An 18,971-nucleotide genomic window follows, 5' to 3' on the forward strand; every position below is an offset into this window, starting at 1 on the left:
AAATCAAGCAGCATTTTATCGGCCAGCAGGGCCGCAACACTTTCATTGCAGCGTCGTCGCCCGAGAGCGGTCACGGCGTAAACGGAGATGGACCATGAGTATCGATCGCACCCAGCGGTTACAGCCGGTTTCCACTGTGCAACCGCGTGAAACCCCGGCCGACAACCCGCTCCAACCGCGTAAGGCCGCCGTGGCCGAAACGGCCGTCAGCGGCACGCAGGTCAAGCTGAGCGAGGCGCAGGCGCGCCTGATGCAGCCGGGCACCCAGGATATCGATATGGGCCGGGTCGAGGCCATCAAGCAGGCGATCCGCAGCGGCGAACTGAAGATGGACGCCGGCAAAATCGCCGACGCGCTGCTGCAAGACGCGCAGAGCGACATTCAATGGATCGCCGGGCGCGACTGACGGCGCGGCGGCGAGTAGCGGTAAAGGATAAGTCATCACTATGGAAAACCTGGCACAACTGCTGGATAAACTGTTGGAAACGCTGCAGGCGCTCAATGGCGTGCTGGAAGAAGAGCACGACTTGCTGTGTTCCGGCCAGTTGCCCGGCGTGGCGCTGCAGCGCGTCACCGATGCCAAAAGCCAGCTGCTGGCGACGGTCGCCTACCTCGAGCAACAGCGCCTGGGGCAGGAAAAAGCCTGCGGGCAACGCGCGCCCTACGCCAGCCATGCGCCCCTGGCCGATCGCTGGCAACGCGTTCAACTGCTGAGCCAAACGCTGCGCGAAAAGAATCAGCACAATGGCCTGCTGCTCAATCAGCAGATCGACCATAACGCTCAGGCGCTGGCGATCCTGAGCAAGAACAATAAATCGCTGTATGGCCCGGACGGCCAGTCGCACGCCGGCAGCCTGCTCGGCAGAAAAATCGGCGTCTGACCTGACTCATTTCGCCCGGTGAACGCACCGCCGGGCGCGGGTTTCCCCGGTTATGCGCAGCCTCTCGCATTTTCTTCTTACCGCTTTCTGAATTCCCTTAACGCTATGCGCCAGGCTGCGCAGAACGGATATTTTCCTGTTCCCCATCACTCCCTATTTCGTCATCTTAGCTCGGTCGTTAAACATCTTGATCTGTACCCATCAAGGGTATATTTTCACACGGAGAGTGAATGACCGACATTTATCTCACAAAAGCCTTCCAGACATTTGCCGGCGACGAACGCATCAGTGACGCCACGATAGTGAAAGCGGCGCGAGAGATGCAAAATCAGTTGTACGACGCCAATCTCGGTGGTTGCGTTTACAAAAAACGCATCGCCCGGATGGGGAGTGGAAAACGGCGCGGGTATCGGGTCTTAATCGCAACGGCAGATGAAGGCAGGATCTTTTTCATGTATGGCTTTGCCAAAAACGAAAGAGACAACATCAATCAGGATGAGTTAATTTCCTGGCGGCATTTGGCGGCGCTGTATCTGGATTATTCACCATTCAGACTGTATCAGCTGGTCAACTGCGGGGAATTAATAAGGTTACAACTATGAGCAAGATGCTGAAATCGATCCACCAGGAAGTTCAGGGCCTGCACCGCGCCGGTTTCGTCGACGACGTGACCATGCGCACCTTCGACATGCTGTGCCTGCGGCCGGTAAAACAGTTCGGGCCGGCCGAGATCCGCGCATTGCGCGAACGCGAAAACGTCAGTCAGCCGGTGTTTGCACTGTATCTCAACGTCAGCAAAAAGGCGGTGCAGAAATGGGAGCGCGGCGAAGCGCAACCGAACTCCGCCGCGATGAAGCTGTTGACGCTGGTGGAACGCAACGGCCTGGCGATCCTGGCCTGAGGCGCCCCTCCCGCCACTTCGCTCATCGGATGAGGTCGGCAGCCGTCGGACAGACAATCGATGTTGAAATCAGAACACATTCAACAGCCCTCGATACAACAAGGAACTATCCGATGTATATTATCGATTCTATTAATTGCTTCATATCGAGAGCCAGCGAATCGGCCTATTGAATAAAACGCTTCAGGGTATTTATATTCATACCATAAATGCCCGTAGCTTACATTTACCTTACCTGTTTTTGTTACTTAAACGGCGTCAATTTAGACGCTCGCAGCTTATAAAGCTCATTGTTTTTCGCTTTAAACTGCCCATCGATAATACCGCCATACCAATCGCCATACATCGGATTCGGGAAGATAATAAAACGCTGGCCAAATTCTTGCTGCACATCCTCCATCATTTTATTCCTTTCAGCCTGGCTTTTACCTTTTGAATCAATAAAGTCAGCCAGATTGTCGCCAAAATACAGCACGACGTCATACTGGCTTTCCAACGCGTCGCGACGACTCTGTTTACCCTGCATCTCCGGTGTTTTTAACAACAGATTTTCTTTTTTCGCCTGAGGCAAATTAATACGGCGTAAATTTTTTAGCGTCACGTCAATCTGCGACTGCTTTCTGTCACTCAGGTAGAAAATGGTAACGCCGTTTTCATCGGCAAACCTCAGGAAATCGATAGCGCCGGGCACGGCTTCCGCCGCTGCCATGTCGACCCATTCATCCCAACCGTCAAGCAAAAACGACTGGTTCTTTATCAACCAGGCCTGGTGCGGGCTGTCATCCAGCACGGTCTCATCAAGATCCAGCACGACGGCACGCGGCTTCTCCGATTTATTCTTTAATTCCTGCTCAAGTCGGAGCTTGCCCAACTGATACCCTTGATAAAAAGCCGCCCGTGCCTCTGCCGCATTCTGATACCACAATACCGACATGGTGAATTGTTCCGTGAGGCAACTTGCGGGCAGTTCAGTCCGGGAAGGATCGCAGTGATTATTTGACGAAGCGGTGAAAGCCACGCATAAAAGTAATAATGGCATGTATGATTTTAAAATTTTCATAGATACTCCATATAAGTTTAATTTTATGAGAGTACGGCGAGGATTATTTATATAGTTAATACATTGCGCATAATTAACTGAGGGACGGGTAAATTAACGCCCTTCACGCACGTTTAATCTTCATAAATTTGAAGATTAAGCGAAAATTACAATAAAACAAAGAGAGAAACAACGTATAAAAATAGGATTATGACTGTTGTCACACAAACAGGCTCCAGATTGTGCCGCGCGACAAAGGCGGCCGTGAGTCTTGAATTTCCAGGCTCATTTTATCGCTTAAGCATAACGCCGGCCGGCGCCAAACTACCCCACCGAACCGGGCGGCGATCTATTCGTAATTGACGATCACCTGATTGCCAATCACCCGCAGCGGCGGGTTCAGCCCGCCTTGTGACTGCACGTAATAGACAAAGCGCAATTCCGCATTGGCCGGTTCGCCCTGCAGACCGTTGCTGCTGCCGCTGCCGCCGCCGAGCGGAATGCAGCGGTTTACCGTGCAGAGCTGGGCCTGCAGCCCGGCCGGCTCCGGCCCCAGCAAACGGTAGCGCCAGCTGACGCGGGTGATGCGCGCATTGGCGTCCGGCAGCGCGTTCGGCGGCCGCAAAGCGGCGGACTCATCGCGCATGCCGCCCTGTTCCAACGTCACGCCCGCCCCTTCGGCCACCCAAGAGCCGGACACCGCGCCGGCAGTCAACGGGGCCAGCAAACACAGCACGAACAGACAGCGTTTCATCAAGCGGCTCCGATGGTCGAGGTCATGCGAATCTGGCGATCGTCGTTGATCTCGAGGTTGGACAGCACCACGAGCTGCGGCAGGCTGCGACGCAGGAAGCGCGCCAGTAAAGGCCGCAGCGCATGGTTAACCAACAGCACCGGCGGCGCGCTGAGCATCTCTTGCCGCTGCAGCGCCTGGCGCGCCTGCTCCAGCAGGCGATCGGCCAGCCCCGGCTCCAGACCGCCGCCGCCCTGCAACGCCTGCAACAACAGACGCTCCAGTTGGGTATCCAGACCGATGACCTGAATCTCGCCGTTGCCCGGGAACCACTGCTGCGTGATCGCCCGGCCCAGCGCCACTCGCACCACGGTGGTCAGTTCATAAGGATCGCTCTGCGCCGGAGCGTGCTCCGCCAACGTTTCGACAATGGTGCGCATATCGCGGATGGAGACGCGCTCGGCCAGCAGGTTTTGCAGCACCTTGTGCAGCGTGGTCAGTGATACCACGCCCGGCACGAAGTCTTCGGTCAGCTTCGGCATTTCCTGCGACACGCGATCCAGCAACTGTTGGGTTTCCTGGCGGCCAAACAGCTCGCTGGCGAACTGGCCGATCAGGTGGTTGAGGTGTGTCGCCACCACGGTGCTGGCTTCCACCACGGTAAAGCCCTGGATCTGCGCCTGCTCGCGCAAGGCACTGTCGATCCACACCGCCTCGAGCCCAAAGGCCGGATCGACGGTTTTGTCTCCCGCCAGCTCGCCCACGGCATTGCCGGGGTTGATCGCCAGCCAGCGGCCCGGCTGCGCTTCACCGCTGCCGATTTCGACGCCTTTCATCAGGATGCGGTAGCTGGCTGGCGGCAGTTCCAGGTTGTCGCGAATGTGTACCACCGGCGGCAGATAGCCCATGTCCTGCGCGAATTTCTTGCGGATACCGCGAATACGGCCCAGCAGCTCGCCGTTCTGTTGAAAATCGACCATCGGAATCAACCGATAGCCCACCTCCATCCCCAGCGGATCTTCCAACTGCACGTCGGCCCAGCTGGCCTCGGCGGCCTGCGGGTTGTCCGGCATCACTGGCTCTTCAACCGCTCTCGGCGCCTGTTGTTCACGGCCGCGCAGCCACCAGGCCAGGCCCAGCAAAGCGGCGGTAAACAGCAGGAACACCAGGTTCGGCATGCCCGGCACCAGGCCCAACAGCCCGAGCACCCCGGCGCTCAACAGCATCACGCGCGGATTGTTGAACAGCTGGCCCACCATCTGCTCGCCGACGTCCTGATCGGTCGCGACGCGGGTGACGATAACGCCGGCGGCGGTGGAGATCACCAGCGCCGGGATCTGCGCCACCAGGCCGTCGCCGATGGTCAGCAGCGTATAACTTTCCGCCGCCGCCCCCAGCTCCATACCGTGTTGCACCACGCCGACCAACAGGCCGCCGACCACGTTCAGCACCATGATCATCAGGCCGGCGATGGCGTCGCCGCGCACGAATTTACTGGCGCCGTCCATCGAGCCGTAGAAATCGGCCTCCTGGGTGACTTCGGCGCGGCGTTTCTTCGCTTCGTCCTCGCCGATCAACCCGGCGTTCAGGTCTGCGTCGATCGCCATCTGCTTACCCGGCATGCCGTCCAGCACGAAGCGCGCGCCCACTTCGGCGATACGCCCCGCCCCCTTGGTGATCACCATGAAGTTGATCAACACCAGGATGATGAACACCACGATACCGATGGCGAAGTTGCCGCCCACCAGGAAATGGCCGAAGGCCTCCACCACGCGGCCGGCGGCGGCGGAACCGGTGTGCCCTTCCAGCAAGATGATGCGCGTCGACGCGACGTTGAGCGACAAACGCAGCAACGTTGAGAACAGCAGAATGGTCGGGAAGGCGGCGAATTCGAGCGTGCGCTGGGTGAACATCGCCACCAGCAGCACCATGATCGACAGCGCGATGTTGAAGGTAAACAGCAGGTCGAGGATAAACGCCGGCAACGGCAGCACCATCATCGACAGGATCAGCAGGATCAACACCGGGCCGGCCAACACCTGCCACTGCGTATCTTTAAAATTGCCCGGCAAACGAAGCAGGGAGGCCAAATTAGCCATCAGAGTCACTCTCTTTTGCAAAATCCAGTGCTTCCGGCACCGGTAAACGTTCAGGTTTTTTCGGGATCAGGCCGCCCTCGCGCCGCCAGCGGCGTAGCTGGTACACCCAGGCCAGCACTTCGGCGACCGCGGCATACAGGGTGGCCGGAATATGTTGCCCAATCTCGCTGTGTCGATACAGCGCACGCGCCAGCGGCGGCGCTTCCAGCATCGGGATGCGGTGTTCCGCGCCGAGCTCGCGGATGCGCAAGGCGATTTCACCGGCGCCCTTGGCCAGCACTTTCGGCGCACTCATTTTTTTATCGTTGTACTGCAACGCGACGGCGTAGTGCGTCGGGTTGGTGACGATCACGTCCGCCTTGGGCACATCGGCCATCATGCGGCGCCGGGCGATCGCCCGCTGCTGCTGACGAATGCGCCCCTTGACGTGCGGATCCCCCTCCTGATCCTTGAATTCGTCGCGAATATCCTGCTTGGTCATCTTCAGCTTTTTGAAGTGGCTCCACAGCTGGTAGAACACGTCGAACGCCACCATCGGCGTCAATCCCAGCACCACCAGAAAACCGCAGAACAGAATCATCTGCAGCGCATTGCCCAACGCGTCGAGCGGCTGCTGGGTCATCAGATGCAACATCGCCGCCCAGTTGTGCCACAGATAGAGGCCGGTCACCCAGCCGACCAGCGTCGCTTTCAGGATCCCTTTCAGCAGCTCGGCCAGCACCTGGCTGGAAAAAATACGCTTCAACCCGGACAACGGGTTCAGCCGTTTCAAGTCGAATTTGATCGACTTGCCGCTGAACAGGATGCCCCCCAACAGCATCGGCGCGGCGAGCGCCACCAGCACCAGCCCCGCCATGATTGGCAACAGCGCCAGCACCGCCTGGCGCAGCAACATACCCAGCTGGCGCAGCATCTGTTTATCGTTGCTGACCATGCCGTGGTCGAAGTTCAAGCCCTGCGTGAGCATCGCCGCCAGCTGTTGCGCCATGTTGCTGCCGGACATCAGGATGATCGCCAGGCCCGAGAGCAGCATCAGTACCGAGGTCAGTTCGCGGGAACGCGGGATCTGGCCGTCTTCACGCGCCTTCTCCAGCCTGTGGGGCGTGGGGGCCTCGCTTTTTTCCAGATCGCTGTCTTCAGCCACGAAACGCCGTTCCTGTGTCGGGAGGGTAAAGAATGGCGGTCAGCATGCCAAAAAATTGGCGATGTCATTGACGGAACAACGGGGGAAAAGGCGGGTTATTTAGGGGATGAGACAATCAAGGGGGAGACATTACAACCAATTTTCCAGCCGCAAACCCTCAACGCGCTCAAATTCGCGTCGATTATTGGTCACCAGGATCAATCCTTCGCTGCGCGCATGCCCGGCGATATGTAGATCGTTTACGCCAATAGGCGTTCCCTGGCGTTCCAGCGCAGCCCGGATGTTGCCGTAGTGCGATGCCGCTTTGGCGCTGTAATCGAGAATGTCCAATCGGGAGACAAAATCCTCAACCACTCTGGCGTTCACCGCTGGGCGAGCGCTTTTCTCCACCCCGTGAACCAATTCGCCATAGGTGATTGACGAAATGACCATTTTACCTGCATAGCGATTGAATGCCTCCAGCACTTCCAGCGGCCGGCGCTTAATGACATAGATAACAATGTTGGTGTCCAGCATATGACTGAACATCAAAAATCTTCCCGCTCGCGCTGGTGCTGCCCGGCACGTTCATTGAGGAAATCATCGCTCACCTCATTTTCCGCACAGAAGAAACTGTCCCAGGTATTCTCCAGGGGGGCAAGAATGCGCTCTTTGCCCACTACGCGGACGGTCACTTTAGAAACGGTATCAGGGAAACGCACCTCTGCAGGCAAGCGTACAGCCTGTGTCCGATTATTGGTAAAGACAGAACCTAACGTCATGGCAACCTCCTTTAACTGGAGTACAAATTATAACCGCCATGATGTATATAGCAACGCTATATACATCAATCTTTGCGGGGCACAGCGCAACTTTCGGGGCGCGCCGCTGCGCGCCCAGATAAGCCTCAGAAACCGAGGCTGTCGAGCAGATCGTCGACCTGCGCCTGGTTGGCGATCACGCCGACGCCGTTCTGATCGAGCTGCGGGCCGTTCAGCAGGCTGTCGTTCGGCCGTTTTTCCTTCACCGGCTGCTCCGGCATGTTTTCCATCAGCACCATCAGCAGCTGCTTTTCGATCTCCTGCACCACGTCCATCATGCGCTTGATCACCTGACCGGTCAGATCCTGGAAGTCCTGCGCCATCATGATCTCCAGCAGCTGGGCGTTGGTGAAGGCCGTATGGCCCGGCACCTGATCCAGATACTGGCGCGTGTCGTTGACCAGAGAACGCGCGTCGTCCAGTTCGATAGGATTGGCGAACCACTCGTCCCAGCGCCCCTTCAACGCGTTGGCGCCGGATTCCAGCTCCGCCTGGCGCGGTTGCGCCGCCTCCACGCAGTTCAACGCCCGTTCCGCCGCCTGCGCCGTCATGGTTACGACATAGTCAAGACGGTCGCGCGCATCCGGGATCGCCTCTGCCGCCTGGGCGATCGCCTGATCGAGCCCCAGTTCGCGCATGCTGTCGCGCAGCATTCGGGTCAGTTGGCCGATGCGGGAGATGATCTCTCCCGCGGTCGCTGCATCGCTGGCAGGCATTGGAATGTCTCTCATCGCCCTCTCCTTACATGCCCAATTTTTCAAAAATCTTGTTGAGCTTTTCTTCCAGCGTCGCCGCCGTAAATGGTTTCACTACATAACCGCTGGCGCCGGCCTGCGCCGCCGCGATGATATTTTCTTTCTTGGCTTCCGCCGTCACCATCAATACCGGCATCGCGGCCAGCGCGCTATCGGCGCGGATGGTTTGCAGCAGCTCCAGCCCGTCCATGTTCGGCATGTTCCAGTCGGACACCACGAAGTCGAAACCGCCGGCGCGCAGCTTGTTCAGCGCATCCGCGCCGTCTTCAGCTTCTTCGACGTTGTTGAAGCCCAGCTCTTTGAGCAGATTTCTGACGATGCGACGCATGGTGGAAAAATCGTCCACAACCAGAAATCTGAGGTTCTTGTCTGCCATTGTTACTCCTGAAATAGTTAACCGTTTAATGATGCAAAACCGCAGACCGCCGCGCGGCAAACCTGGGTCATATCGCCGCCGGGTAGACCCTGCGGACTAAAATCAAATGCGCAATGCCTGGCCGCCGGCGATCTGCGCCAACATGCGCTGGCTCATCCTGTCCAGCTCGACCACTTCGCTGACGCCGCCGCCGGCGATCGCCTCGCGCGGCATGCCGAACACCACGCAGCTCGCCTCGTTTTGCGCCAGGGTATAGGCCCCGGCGCGGTGCATCTCCAGCATCCCCGCCGCCCCGTCGTTGCCCATGCCGGTGAGGATAACGCCCACCGCATTGCGGCCGGCATATTGCGCCACCGAGCGGAACAGCACGTCGACCGACGGACGATGGCGGTTGACCGCCGGGCCGTCATGCAGCTTCACCTGATAGTTGGCGCCGCTGCGCGCCAGCTCCAGGTGGCGGTCCCCCGGCGCGATGTAGGCATGGCCCGGCAGCACGCGCTCGCCGTCTTCCGCTTCTTTCACCGTGATCTGGCACAGCTTGTTCAGCCGCTCGGCGAACGAACGGGTGAAACCGGGCGGCATGTGCTGGGTGATCAGCAGCGCCGGACTGGTGGCAGGCAGCGGCTGCAGCACCTGGCGGATCGCTTCGGTGCCGCCGGTGGAAGCGCCGATGGCGATCAGTTTTTCACTGCTCAGCAGCGGCGCGTGGCTGAGGATCGCCGGCGCCGGGCTGTTGGAACGCTGCGGCAGGCGCGCCCTGGCGGCGGTGCGGATCTTCTCGGCAATCAGCTCGCTGTAGGCCAACATGCCTTCGCGAATGCCGAGCTGCGGTTTGGTCACGAAGTCCACCGCGCCCAGCTCCAGCGCGCGCAGCGTGATTTCCGAGCCTTTGCCGGTCAGCGAAGAGACCATCACCACCGGCATCGGCCGCAGGCGCATCAGCTTCTCGAGGAAATCCAGCCCGTCCATGCGCGGCATCTCGACGTCCAGCGTCAGCACCTGGGGATTAAATTTTTTGATCAGATCGCGCGCCACCAGCGGATCCGGCGCGGTCGCCACCATTTCCATGTCGGCGTGGCCGTTCACGATTTCCGTCATCAGCTGACGCATCAGTGCCGAATCGTCTACGCATAACACTCTGATTTTACTCATTACCTCTCCTTGGTCAGCCCATACACGGTCTGCCCACGCAAGTAGAAATCCCGGCTGATCTGGCTGAAATTCTCGGAGTGGCCGGCGAACATCAGCCCCCCCGGCTTAAGCAAGGGAACGAAGCGGCGCAGGATGCGCTCCTGCGTCGCCTTATCGAAATAGATCATGACGTTGCGGCAAAAAATGGCGTCGAATTGCCCCGGCAGCGCCCACTCCGGCGCCAGCAGGTTCAGCGGCTGAAAGTTCACCCGCGCCGCCAGCTCCGGCCGCACGCGCACCAGCCCCTGATGCGGCCCGGTGCCGCGCAGGAAATAGCGCTGCATTTGGGTCGGCGTCAGGGTGCGCAGATCTTCCTGGCGGTAAACGCCCGCTTCCGCTTTTTCCAGCACCTGCGTATCGATGTCGCTGGCCCAGACCTGGCAACTGCCGGCCCGCTGGCCCAATGCATCGCTCAACGTGATGGCGATCGAATACGGCTCTTCGCCAGTCGAGGCCGCGGTGCTCCAGACGCTGTAGCCGTTCGGCCGCGAGCGCGCGTGTTCCGCCAGGATCGGGAAGTGGTGCGCCTCGCGGAAAAAGGCCGTCAGGTTGGTGGTCAGCGCGTTGATAAACGCCTGCCACTCCGCGCTGTTCGGATCGCTTTCCAGCAGCGCCAGGTAGTCGCCGAAATCGTGCAATCCCAACAGCCGCAGCCGGCGCACCAGACGGTTGTAAACCATCTCGCGCTTATGCTCCGCCAGCACGATGCCGGCGCGTTGATAAATCAACTGGCTGATACGGCGAAAATGCACGTCCGACAGCGGCAGGCGCTGCACCATTTGCGTCAACATCGACGCAGTATCCCGGTTAGAAGTTGACGGCGCCTGTTTCATGCCACCTCACCGGGGAAACACGTGCTGCTTATGCGGTTTAACAATCTTGGGCTTCCTTTACCACGGGTGAAACTGCGTTGTTGCTGTTACCTGGCGCGACGAAGTTATCGTCCGCCAGACGGAATACTGCGACCGCATCAGCCAGGGTAATGGCCTGCTCTTCCAGCGCGGTGGCGGCAGAAGCGGACTCTTCCACCAGCGCGGCGTTCTGCTGGGTGACCTGATCCATCTGAGTCACCGCCTGCGTCACCTGCTCGATGCCGCGGCTCTGTTCATCCGAAGCCGACGCGATCTCGCCCATGATGTCGGTCACGCGGGTCACCGAACGCACGATGTCCTGCATGGTGGCGCCGGAGTTTTCCACCAGCACCGAGCCGTGTTTGACGCGGCTGACCGATTCGTCGATCAGCACCTTGATCTCTTTCGCCGCCTGCGCGCTGCGGCTCGCCAGGTTGCGCACTTCGCCGGCGACCACGGCGAAACCGCGCCCCTGTTCACCGGCGCGCGCCGCTTCCACCGCCGCATTGAGCGCCAGAATGTTGGTCTGGAAGGCGATGCCGTCAATCACGCTGGTGATGGCGCCGATTTTCTGCGAACTGTTGGCGATATCGTGCATGGTGGTCACCACGTCGCCGGCCAGTTCGCCGCCCTTGGCCGCGGTGGCCGAGGCGTCGCGCGCCAGCTGAGAAGCCTGCCGCGCATTGTCGGCGTTCTGTTTCACCGTGGCGGTCAGCTGTTCCATGCTGGCGGCGGTTTCTTCCAGCGACGCGGCCTGCTGCTCGGTGCGGGAAGAGAGATCGTTGTTGCCTTCGGCGATCTCCTGCAGGCCGATCAGAATCGACTCCGCCCCGTCGCGCACCGCGCCGACGGTGCCGATCAGCGACTGCTGCGTGCGTTGCAGGCTGGCGAACAGCATGCTGATTTCATTGCGGCCATACACCTGAATCGGCGTCGCCAAATCGCCGGCGGCGATGCGTTCAAAGTGGCTGCGGATCTGGTTCAGCGGCTGTACCAGCATGGTGCGTAACCACCACATGGCGCTGCCGGTCACCACGATCAGCATCAAGACCGCCCCCGCCAGCATCAGGCCCGCCAGCGTGAAGGAGAACTGGTTGGCGTCTCTGGCTTCGCTGATGTCGCCGTTGACCAACTGCAGGTACTGCACGAAGTCGGCTTCGAACAAGTCCTGGGTTTTCTGCGTCGGCTGGTCCATAAACGCCTGCAGCTCCCCTTTCTCCAGAAAGCCGATCAGCTCACGCAGCGCGCCGCGCAGCCGCTCGTAGCTGGCCTTGGTGGTTGCCGTCTGCTGACTCTGTTGCTCACTGCTGCGCTCAACCGCCATGAACTGATTGAAATAGAGATCGGCCTTCTGCAGCGAACTGCGGGCGCTGCTCATCAATTCGTTCACCTGCTCCTGCGGCAGTTTCAGCGCCGCACGGGTGCCGGCGCGGTTCAGCGTATTGCGCGCCTGCAACAGCGACACCCAGCTCAGGCTGAGCGAATCGCGCTGCTGGCTGCCGAGGGTGATGATGTCGAGGTTGTGGTTATCGGAACGAAACGCGGAATACGACAGGCCGCTGCTGGCCAGTTGCAGAACGCAGAAGGTCATCAACAACAGGAACAAGCTGGTAGAGATACGGATTCGGTTAAACACTGTGAACCTCCTTGCAGCCGGCCGGCGACCGGCCTACGTAGGGAAAAGGGCCGCTGCGAGAGAGGCCCGATACCGGTCAGAACGTTTCCCAGTTATCCTGCAGATCGCTGGCGTTCATTTTCTTATGATTGATTACCGGTGTTACCGTCGCCTTGCTGGTGACAGGCGCTTTAAACTCTTCCTGGCCTTCCGGCCTCAGGCGGAATACCGCCACCGATTGGGTCAGCATGCTGGCCTGTTCTTCCAGCGCCGCCGCCGCCGAGGCGGATTCTTCCACCAACGAGGCGTTCTGCTGGGTCACGCGGTCCATTTCCGCTACCGCCTGGCCAACCTGATCGATCCCGCGGCTCTGTTCGTCCGAAGCCGAGGCGATTTCGCCCATGATGTCGGTCACGCGGGTAACGGCGTTGACGATGTCGCCCATGGTTTCGCCGGCGCTCTCGACCAATACGGAACCCATATCGACGCGGCTGACCGAGTCTTCGATCAGGCCTTTGATCTCTTTGGCCGCCTGTGCGCTACGCTGCGCCAGGTTGCGCACTTCACCGGCCACCACCGCGAAGCCGCGGCCCTGCTCGCCGGCGCGCGCCGCTTCCACCGCGGCGTTCAACGCCAGGATGTTGGTCTGGAAGGCGATGCCGTCGATCACGCCGGTGATATCGGCGATTTTCTGCGAGCTGCCGGCGATGTCGTGCATGGTCTGCACCACGTTGGCCACCACCTTGCCGCCCTTCTGCGCGGTTTCGGAGGCGCTCAGCGCCAGCTGTGAAGCCTGACGGGCGTTTTCGGCGTTCTGTTTCACCGTCGCGGTCAGCTGTTCCATGCTGGCAGCGGTCTCTTCCAGCGAAGCGGCCTGCTGCTCGGTGCGGGAGGAGAGATCGTTGTTGCCCGCGGCGATTTCAGACGCGCCGCTGTAGATGGCGTCCGCGCCCTGACGCACGCCGCTGACGGTTTCGATCAGTTCGCTTTGCATGTGTTTCAGGCTGGCCGCCAGCACGCCCATTTCGTTGCGGCTGGTGACGACGATCTGCTGAGTCAGGTCGCCGGCGGCGATCTGTTTGATGTGGTCAATCATGCGGTTCAGCGGGCGCACCAGGATATGATGGATGCCGGTCCAAACGAGCACGATCACGGCCAACACGACCAGCAACACGATCACCAGCGTCCAAATGGCCGAGGAGAACGACTTGTTGCTGTCTTCTACCGCGCCTTGGTACAGCTTGTCGTTTTGTGCCAGGTAGGTGTTGTAGATCTGCTCGAAGCCATCCTGATAGCTTTGTGTCGGTTGATCGAAGAAGGCATTGATTTTGCCTTCGCCCAACAGCTGAATCAGTTCGGTCAAAGCACCGTGCAAGATGTCATACTGTTGCTTGAGTTTTTCCGCGGACTGCACGTCCTGACGCGGATCGAGAGGAATTTTTTCATAGGCGGCGTAATGCTGTTCCGCGACCGTCAGCATGCTCTTCGCCGAAGTCAACAGATCGGTGACGGTGGCACCGCTGCCGATTTTGTTGGTATCCATCATGTAACGAATACCCGCTCGGTTCAGGGTATTACGAGTCTGCAGCAGGTTGACCCAGCTTTCGTTCAATTCAGACTGCTGCTGGCGGATCGTTTGCAGGACGGTAAAGTTTTCCTTATCGCTTTTCAGCGAGGAGAAAAAGAGTCCGCCCGAAATCAACTGCAAGGCGCCAAACAGCACCAACACCAGCAACAGGCTGGTGACCACCTTCATACGATTTAACATGATTTCCCTTGTTGAAGCCCGCGCAGACAGGCTCTGATGACGTTGAATGTGAGAGTTATCGGCGCCGTGCGGCAAAACTTTATGCGGGAAAGTAACTATTTTTAGTGGGGGTTCCGGGCGCGGTCTGCGGCGCCGCGACAGGTCAGGAAGAGTGATGGATGAAGGGGGCAGCGCCCTGCCCCCTGGGGTCATGAATCAGACGCTTTTCGCCACGCTGTCGACCAGCGACATCTCTTCGCTGCTCAGCAGCTTTTCGATATCCACCAGGATCAGCATGCGCTCGCCCAGCGAACCGAGACCGGTGAGGTATTCGGTCGCCAGCGTCACCGCGAACTCCGGCGCCGGGCGGATCTGCTCGGCGGTCAGCGACAGCACGTCGGAAACGCCGTCGACCACGATGCCCACCACGCGCTGACCAAAGTTCAGCACGATCACCACGGTGTTTTCATCGTAAGACACGCTTTGCTGCGAGAATTTCACCCGCAGATCGATGATCGGGACAATCACGCCGCGCAGGTTGGTGACACCCTTGATGAACGCCGGCGTGTTGGCGATGCGGGTCACCTGATCGTAGCCGCGAATTTCCTGCACCTTGAGGATATCGATGCCGTACTCCTCATTGCCCAGGGTGAAAATCAGAAACTCTTGCCCTACCGTTTCGCCAGCCAATTTGCTGACGGCTGCCAATCCTGCCATATCATTCACCTTTTAAATCAATAAACTCATTATTATGCGGCGGCGTCCGTCAGACGCTTTTCACGGTTCAAGGTTTGCAACGCCGAGACATCGACGATCAAGGCCACGCTGCCGTCGCCCAAAATGGTCGCGGCGGAGATGCCCGGCACTTTGCGGTAGTTGCTTTCCAGATTCTTCACCACCACCTGGTGCTGGCCGATCAGTTGATCCACCAGCAACGCATAGCGGCGGCCGGCGCTTTGCAGGATAACGACGATGCCCTGCGTGGCGTCGGTTTTGGCGCCGTCCACTTCGAATACCCGATACAGCTCCACCAGCGGCAGGTATTCGCCGCGCACCTGCAGCACGCGTTCGCCCCCGGCCAGCGGATGCAGATCTTCCGCCTGCGGCTGCAGCGACTCCATCACCGCGTTCAGCGGCAGGATAAAGACTTCGTCGTTCACCTTGACCGACATGCCGTCGAGGATCGCCAGCGTCAGCGGCAGCAGGATGCGGATGGTGGTGCCTTTGCCGGCCTGCGAACGGATCTCGACGTGGCCGCCCATCTCCTGAATATTCCGTTTCACCACGTCCATGCCGACGCCGCGGCCGGAAACGTCGGTCACCTGCTCGGCGGTGGAGAAGCCCGGCGCGAAGATCAGCATGCCGACTTCTTCGTCGCTCATGCTTTCGCTCACCGCCAGCCCTTGCGACGCGGCCTTGGCGAGAATTTTTTCGCGGTTCAGGCCGGCGCCGTCGTCGATAACCTCAATACAGATGTTGCCGCCCTGATGTTCGGCCGACAGCACCAGATTGCCCACCGCCGATTTGCCGGCGGCGATGCGGGTGGCCGGCTCTTCGATACCGTGATCGAGGCTGTTGCGCACCAGGTGCGTCAACGGATCGATGATGCGTTCGATCAGGCTCTTGTCCAGTTCGGTCGAGCTGCCCTGCAGCGTCAGCTCCACCTGCTTGTTCAGCTTGCCGGCCAGATCGCGCACCAGGCGCGGGTAGCGGCTGAAGACGTATTCCATCGGCATCATGCGGATCGACATCACCGACTCCTGCAGATCGCGCGCGTTACGCTCCAGCTGGCTCATGCTGTTCAGCAGATCGCCGTGGTTGACCGGATCGAGCGTGCCGGAGCGCTGCGCCAGCATCGACTGGGTGATCACCAGCTCGCCCACCAGGTTGATCAGCTGATCCACCTTTTCCACCGCCACACGAATGCTGGTGGACTCGCTCGCCTTGGCGCGCGCTTTCGGCGCTTCCGCCGCTGCGGCGGCCGGTTTAGCGGCAGGCGGCGCGGCGCTGGCGACCGGCGCTGGCGCAGGTTCCGACACGGCGACCGCTGCCGGTAAGCTAGCTTCTGCGACGGCCGGTTCGCTCGGCGTCGGCGTCGAGAAGCTGATTTGTTCCGGTTCCAGCACGAAGCACAGCACGGCGCTGATGTCGTCTTCGCTAGCGGAGGTGAGCAACGTCACGTCCAGACTGTGTTCCGTCTGATGAGGGTCTTTAACCTCACCGAGGTTGCCCAGCTCTTCCAACATCAAGGGGATTTCACTGGCTTTCAGCCCGTTCAGGCTGATGCGCATGCCGCCTTCGATCGCCGCCGGCGCGGCCGCCGGCTTCACGACAGGCTGCTGAACGGCCGGTTGAGCCGCGGGCGCCGCCTGCTGCTGTTGCGCTTCCAACGCCAGCTGGCGCAGCGCCTGGCAAATGTATTCAAAGCTTTCGGCGTCAGGCTGTTGCGAGGTTTTATAGGCGTCCAGTTGCTCCTGCATAATGTCTTTGGTTTCCAGAAACAGGTTGATAATCTCGGTGCTCAGGCTCATTTCCTGGCGTCTTGCACCGTCCAGCAGGTTCTCCAGCAGGTGGGTGGTTTCCTGCAGCACCGAAAAGCCAAAGGTCGCCGCGCCGCCCTTGATCGAGTGCGCCGCGCGGAAGATGGCGTTCAACGGCTCGATATCGGGGGCCAGCGGATCCAGCTCCAGCAGATGTTGCTCCATGTCGGCCAGCAACTCGTCCGCCTCATCAAAGAAGGTCTGATAAAAATCGCTAATGTCCATGCTCACGGGGTCACCTCTGGCTGTGAGTCGCGGTTAGTCGGTGCGGGTGCGGCCGCCGGTTGTTCCGGCGCCTGATCGGCCGGGGCTATCGCCGGGGATGCCTGCGCTGTGACGCTCGGCGCTGGCGTTGACGCCGCCGGCTCCGGGGCTGCCGCCGAGGGTTCCGGCGTTTGGCTGGCCGGCGCAGTCGCCGACGGCGCCAGCTGTTTCAGGCTGTCCGGCTGGGCGATATCCATCGCGTTGCTTTCGGCATTTTCATGTTCGATGCCTTCTTGCGTTTGCTTATTCAGCACCAGCACGGTGATGCGACGGTTAATCGCGTCATCGGCGCCGTGCTGTTTCAGGCTCATGGTGGCCGCCATGCCCACCACCCGCAGCACCTTGCCTTCCGCCAGGCCGCCGGCGATCAGCTCGCGCCGGGAGGCGTTGGCGCGATCGGCCGACAGTTCCCAGTTGCTGTAGCCGCGCTCGCCGCTGGCGTAAGGGATATCATCGGTGTGGCCGGACAGGCTGATCTTGTTGGGCAAATCGTTGAGGATCGGCGCTATCGCCCGCAGAATATCGCGCATGTAGCTCTCGACCTGCGCGCTGCCGGTTTTGAACATCGGCCGGTTTTGGCTATCGATAATCTGGATGCGCAGCCCTTCGTCCATCATGTTGATCAGCAGATGCGGGCGCAGCGCCTTCAGGCGCGGATCGGACTCAATCAACTCATCCAGCTTTTCGCGCAGCTTGTTCAGGCGCAGCTCTTCGGCGCGCTTGTCCGGCGAATCGACCTGCTTTCTCACCAGGCCGTGCTGCTGCGTAGGATCGTCGCCGCCGCCCGGGATCGGGCTGCTTTCGGAGCTGCTCTTGTCACCGCTGGTCAGGGCCACCTTGAGCGGCGTGCGGAAATATTCGGCGATTTGCGTCAGCTCCTGCGGGCTGGCGATCGCCAGCAGCCACATCACCAGGAAGAACGCCATCATCGCCGTCATAAAGTCGGCATAGGCGATCTTCCAGGAGCCGCCGTGATGGGCGGCATGATGCGACTTGCGCTTTCTGACCAGAACGACCGGATGATTCTGTTTCATGCTTCTTCTTCTTCCGTCACCTGCTGCGCTGGCGCTTTCACGCGGCGCACGTGTTCTTCCAGCTCAACGAAAGAAGGACGTTCGGTGGTATACAGCGTTTTGCGGCCAAACTCGACGGCGATCTGCGGCGCGTAACCGTTCAGGCTCGACAGCAGCGTGACCTTGATGCACTGCATCATCTTGACGTTTTCGGCGCTCTTCTGGCGCAGCAACGTGGCCAGCGGCGAGATGAAGCCGTAGGCCAGCAAAATGCCGAGGAAAGTACCGACCATGGCGTTGGCGATCAGCGCGCCCAGTTCCGCGGCCGGCCGATCGGCCGAAGCCAGGGCGTGCACCACCCCCATCACCGCCGCGACGATACCGAACGCCGGCAAGGAGTCGCCCACCATCGCCAGGCTGCCGGCGGGCACTTCGCTTTCCTGCTCGTAGGTTTCGATCTCTTCGTCCATCAGCGCTTCGATCTCGAACGCATTCATATTGCCGCTCACCATCAGCCGTAAATAGTCGGTAATGAACTCCACCAGGGTGTTATCGGCAAGGATGCGCGGATAATTAGAAAAAATTTCACTTTCTTGCGGATTATCGATATCGAACTCGAGCGACAGCATGCCCTGCTGGCGCGATTTGGCCAGCAGGCGGAACAGCAGCGCCATCAGATCCATGTACAGATCTTTGTTGTATTTGGAACGGCGCATCAGCCGCGGCAGCGCGCGCAGCGTGGCTTTGATTGCCTTGCCGTTGTTGCCGACGATGAAAGCGCCGACCCCCGCCCCGCCGATAATCAGAAACTCCGCCGGCTGATACAACGCACCGAGATGGCCGCCCACGATCAGGTAGCCGCCAAACACCGCACCCAATACCACCAGATAACCCAAAATAACTAGCACACGCATTCCTTAAATTAACAAAGTGGATGGAAGGTGGGGCAAACGCGCCCTGGCGCGACAGACCAGGCTGCGTGTCTGGGGGCGGCATGCCGCCCCTGCGTATCACACGTCGGT

The 18,971-nt window shown here is 59.9% G+C and carries 20 protein-coding genes; 4 read left to right on the forward strand and 16 right to left on the reverse strand.

The genetic code is table 11. From position 1 onward, the window contains the following. Nucleotides 1–94 precede the first annotated feature (94 nt). The 4 genes from flgM (at nt 95) to ACJ8IN_RS01630 (ending at nt 1,782) form a co-directional block, all read left to right on the forward strand. A complete protein-coding gene (gene flgM / locus ACJ8IN_RS01615) occupies nt 95–406 on the forward strand; it encodes a flagellar biosynthesis anti-sigma factor FlgM (RefSeq protein ID WP_033653635.1) in 312 nt (103 codons plus the stop codon). Nucleotides 407–446: 40 nt separating this feature from the next. Continuing rightward, nucleotides 447–881: a flagella synthesis protein FlgN gene (locus ACJ8IN_RS01620; protein WP_033634998.1), complete on the forward strand. Its 435-nt coding sequence runs from the start codon at nt 447–449 to the stop codon at nt 879–881. A 230-nt stretch (nt 882–1,111) separates the two neighbouring features. Further along, nucleotides 1,112–1,483, forward strand: a complete 372-nt coding sequence (locus ACJ8IN_RS01625; protein ID WP_033647787.1) for a type II toxin-antitoxin system RelE/ParE family toxin — start codon at nt 1,112–1,114, stop codon at nt 1,481–1,483. Beyond that, nucleotides 1,480–1,782, forward strand: coding sequence for a helix-turn-helix domain-containing protein (locus tag ACJ8IN_RS01630; RefSeq protein ID WP_033653634.1), 303 nt, complete (start codon nt 1,480–1,482; stop codon nt 1,780–1,782). Before ACJ8IN_RS01625 ends, ACJ8IN_RS01630 begins: the two co-directional genes overlap by 4 nt. Before the next feature lie 244 nt (nt 1,783–2,026). Here the strand turns inward: ACJ8IN_RS01630 and ACJ8IN_RS01635 are convergent, their stop codons facing one another. From ACJ8IN_RS01635 to motA, 16 genes are all read right to left on the reverse strand, one after another. Then, nucleotides 2,027–2,842 (reverse strand): 5'-nucleotidase, lipoprotein e(P4) family, encoded by an 816-nt coding sequence (locus ACJ8IN_RS01635; protein ID WP_060423688.1) that lies wholly within the window; start codon nt 2,840–2,842, stop codon nt 2,027–2,029. A gap of 328 nt (nt 2,843–3,170) precedes the next feature. After that, complete coding sequence (locus ACJ8IN_RS01640) at nt 3,171–3,575, reverse strand: flagellar protein FlhE (RefSeq protein ID WP_308325832.1); 405 nt, start codon at nt 3,573–3,575, stop codon at nt 3,171–3,173. Continuing rightward, a complete protein-coding gene (flhA, locus tag ACJ8IN_RS01645; RefSeq protein ID WP_033635001.1) occupies nt 3,575–5,653 on the reverse strand; it encodes a flagellar biosynthesis protein FlhA in 2,079 nt (692 codons plus the stop codon). The genes ACJ8IN_RS01640 and flhA overlap by 1 nt, the downstream gene beginning before the upstream one ends. Then, nucleotides 5,646–6,797, reverse strand: a complete 1,152-nt coding sequence (gene flhB, locus ACJ8IN_RS01650; protein WP_015378261.1) for a flagellar biosynthesis protein FlhB — start codon at nt 6,795–6,797, stop codon at nt 5,646–5,648. Before flhB ends, flhA begins: the two co-directional genes overlap by 8 nt. Nucleotides 6,798–6,926: 129 nt before the next feature. Next, nucleotides 6,927–7,325: a type II toxin-antitoxin system tRNA(fMet)-specific endonuclease VapC gene (gene vapC, locus ACJ8IN_RS01655; protein WP_033640020.1), complete on the reverse strand. Its 399-nt coding sequence runs from the start codon at nt 7,323–7,325 to the stop codon at nt 6,927–6,929. Then, the gene (vapB, locus tag ACJ8IN_RS01660) at nt 7,325–7,558 is read right to left on the reverse strand and encodes a type II toxin-antitoxin system VapB family antitoxin (protein WP_041035628.1); all 234 of its coding nucleotides are present in this window, start codon (nt 7,556–7,558) and stop codon (nt 7,325–7,327) included. Before vapB ends, vapC begins: the two co-directional genes overlap by 1 nt. A gap of 125 nt (nt 7,559–7,683) precedes the next feature. Beyond that, nucleotides 7,684–8,328: a protein phosphatase CheZ gene (gene cheZ / locus ACJ8IN_RS01665; protein WP_004934858.1), complete on the reverse strand. Its 645-nt coding sequence runs from the start codon at nt 8,326–8,328 to the stop codon at nt 7,684–7,686. Nucleotides 8,329–8,338: 10 nt separating this feature from the next. Beyond that, on the reverse strand, nt 8,339–8,728 hold the full coding sequence (gene cheY / locus ACJ8IN_RS01670) for a chemotaxis response regulator CheY (RefSeq protein WP_004934862.1): 390 nt from the start codon (nt 8,726–8,728) through the stop codon (nt 8,339–8,341). Nucleotides 8,729–8,830: 102 nt separating this feature from the next. After that, complete coding sequence (locus ACJ8IN_RS01675) at nt 8,831–9,880, reverse strand: protein-glutamate methylesterase/protein-glutamine glutaminase (RefSeq protein ID WP_033635003.1); 1,050 nt, start codon at nt 9,878–9,880, stop codon at nt 8,831–8,833. Beyond that, on the reverse strand, nt 9,880–10,752 hold the full coding sequence (gene cheR, locus ACJ8IN_RS01680; RefSeq protein ID WP_025159837.1) for a protein-glutamate O-methyltransferase CheR: 873 nt from the start codon (nt 10,750–10,752) through the stop codon (nt 9,880–9,882). Before cheR ends, ACJ8IN_RS01675 begins: the two co-directional genes overlap by 1 nt. Nucleotides 10,753–10,789: 37 nt before the next feature. Beyond that, the gene (locus ACJ8IN_RS01685; RefSeq protein WP_033653630.1) at nt 10,790–12,406 is read right to left on the reverse strand and encodes a methyl-accepting chemotaxis protein; all 1,617 of its coding nucleotides are present in this window, start codon (nt 12,404–12,406) and stop codon (nt 10,790–10,792) included. A 76-nt stretch (nt 12,407–12,482) separates the two neighbouring features. Continuing rightward, nucleotides 12,483–14,153, reverse strand: a complete 1,671-nt coding sequence (gene tsr, locus ACJ8IN_RS01690) for a methyl-accepting chemotaxis protein (RefSeq protein WP_047571542.1) — start codon at nt 14,151–14,153, stop codon at nt 12,483–12,485. Between the two features lie 195 nt (nt 14,154–14,348). After that, complete coding sequence (gene cheW / locus ACJ8IN_RS01695) at nt 14,349–14,849, reverse strand: chemotaxis protein CheW (RefSeq protein ID WP_025303271.1); 501 nt, start codon at nt 14,847–14,849, stop codon at nt 14,349–14,351. Nucleotides 14,850–14,881: 32 nt separating this feature from the next. Beyond that, a complete protein-coding gene (gene cheA, locus ACJ8IN_RS01700) occupies nt 14,882–16,903 on the reverse strand; it encodes a chemotaxis protein CheA (RefSeq protein WP_308325833.1) in 2,022 nt (673 codons plus the stop codon). Beyond that, nucleotides 16,900–17,970, reverse strand: a complete 1,071-nt coding sequence (gene motB / locus ACJ8IN_RS01705; RefSeq protein ID WP_060423696.1) for a flagellar motor protein MotB — start codon at nt 17,968–17,970, stop codon at nt 16,900–16,902. Before motB ends, cheA begins: the two co-directional genes overlap by 4 nt. Beyond that, nucleotides 17,967–18,857, reverse strand: a complete 891-nt coding sequence (gene motA, locus ACJ8IN_RS01710; RefSeq protein WP_047025446.1) for a flagellar motor stator protein MotA — start codon at nt 18,855–18,857, stop codon at nt 17,967–17,969. The genes motB and motA overlap by 4 nt, the downstream gene beginning before the upstream one ends. Between the last annotated feature and the right edge of the window lie 114 nt (nt 18,858–18,971).

The organism is Serratia sp. CY31944, from assembly GCF_052169175.1.
Classification (GTDB): domain Bacteria; phylum Pseudomonadota; class Gammaproteobacteria; order Enterobacterales; family Enterobacteriaceae; genus Serratia; species Serratia sarumanii.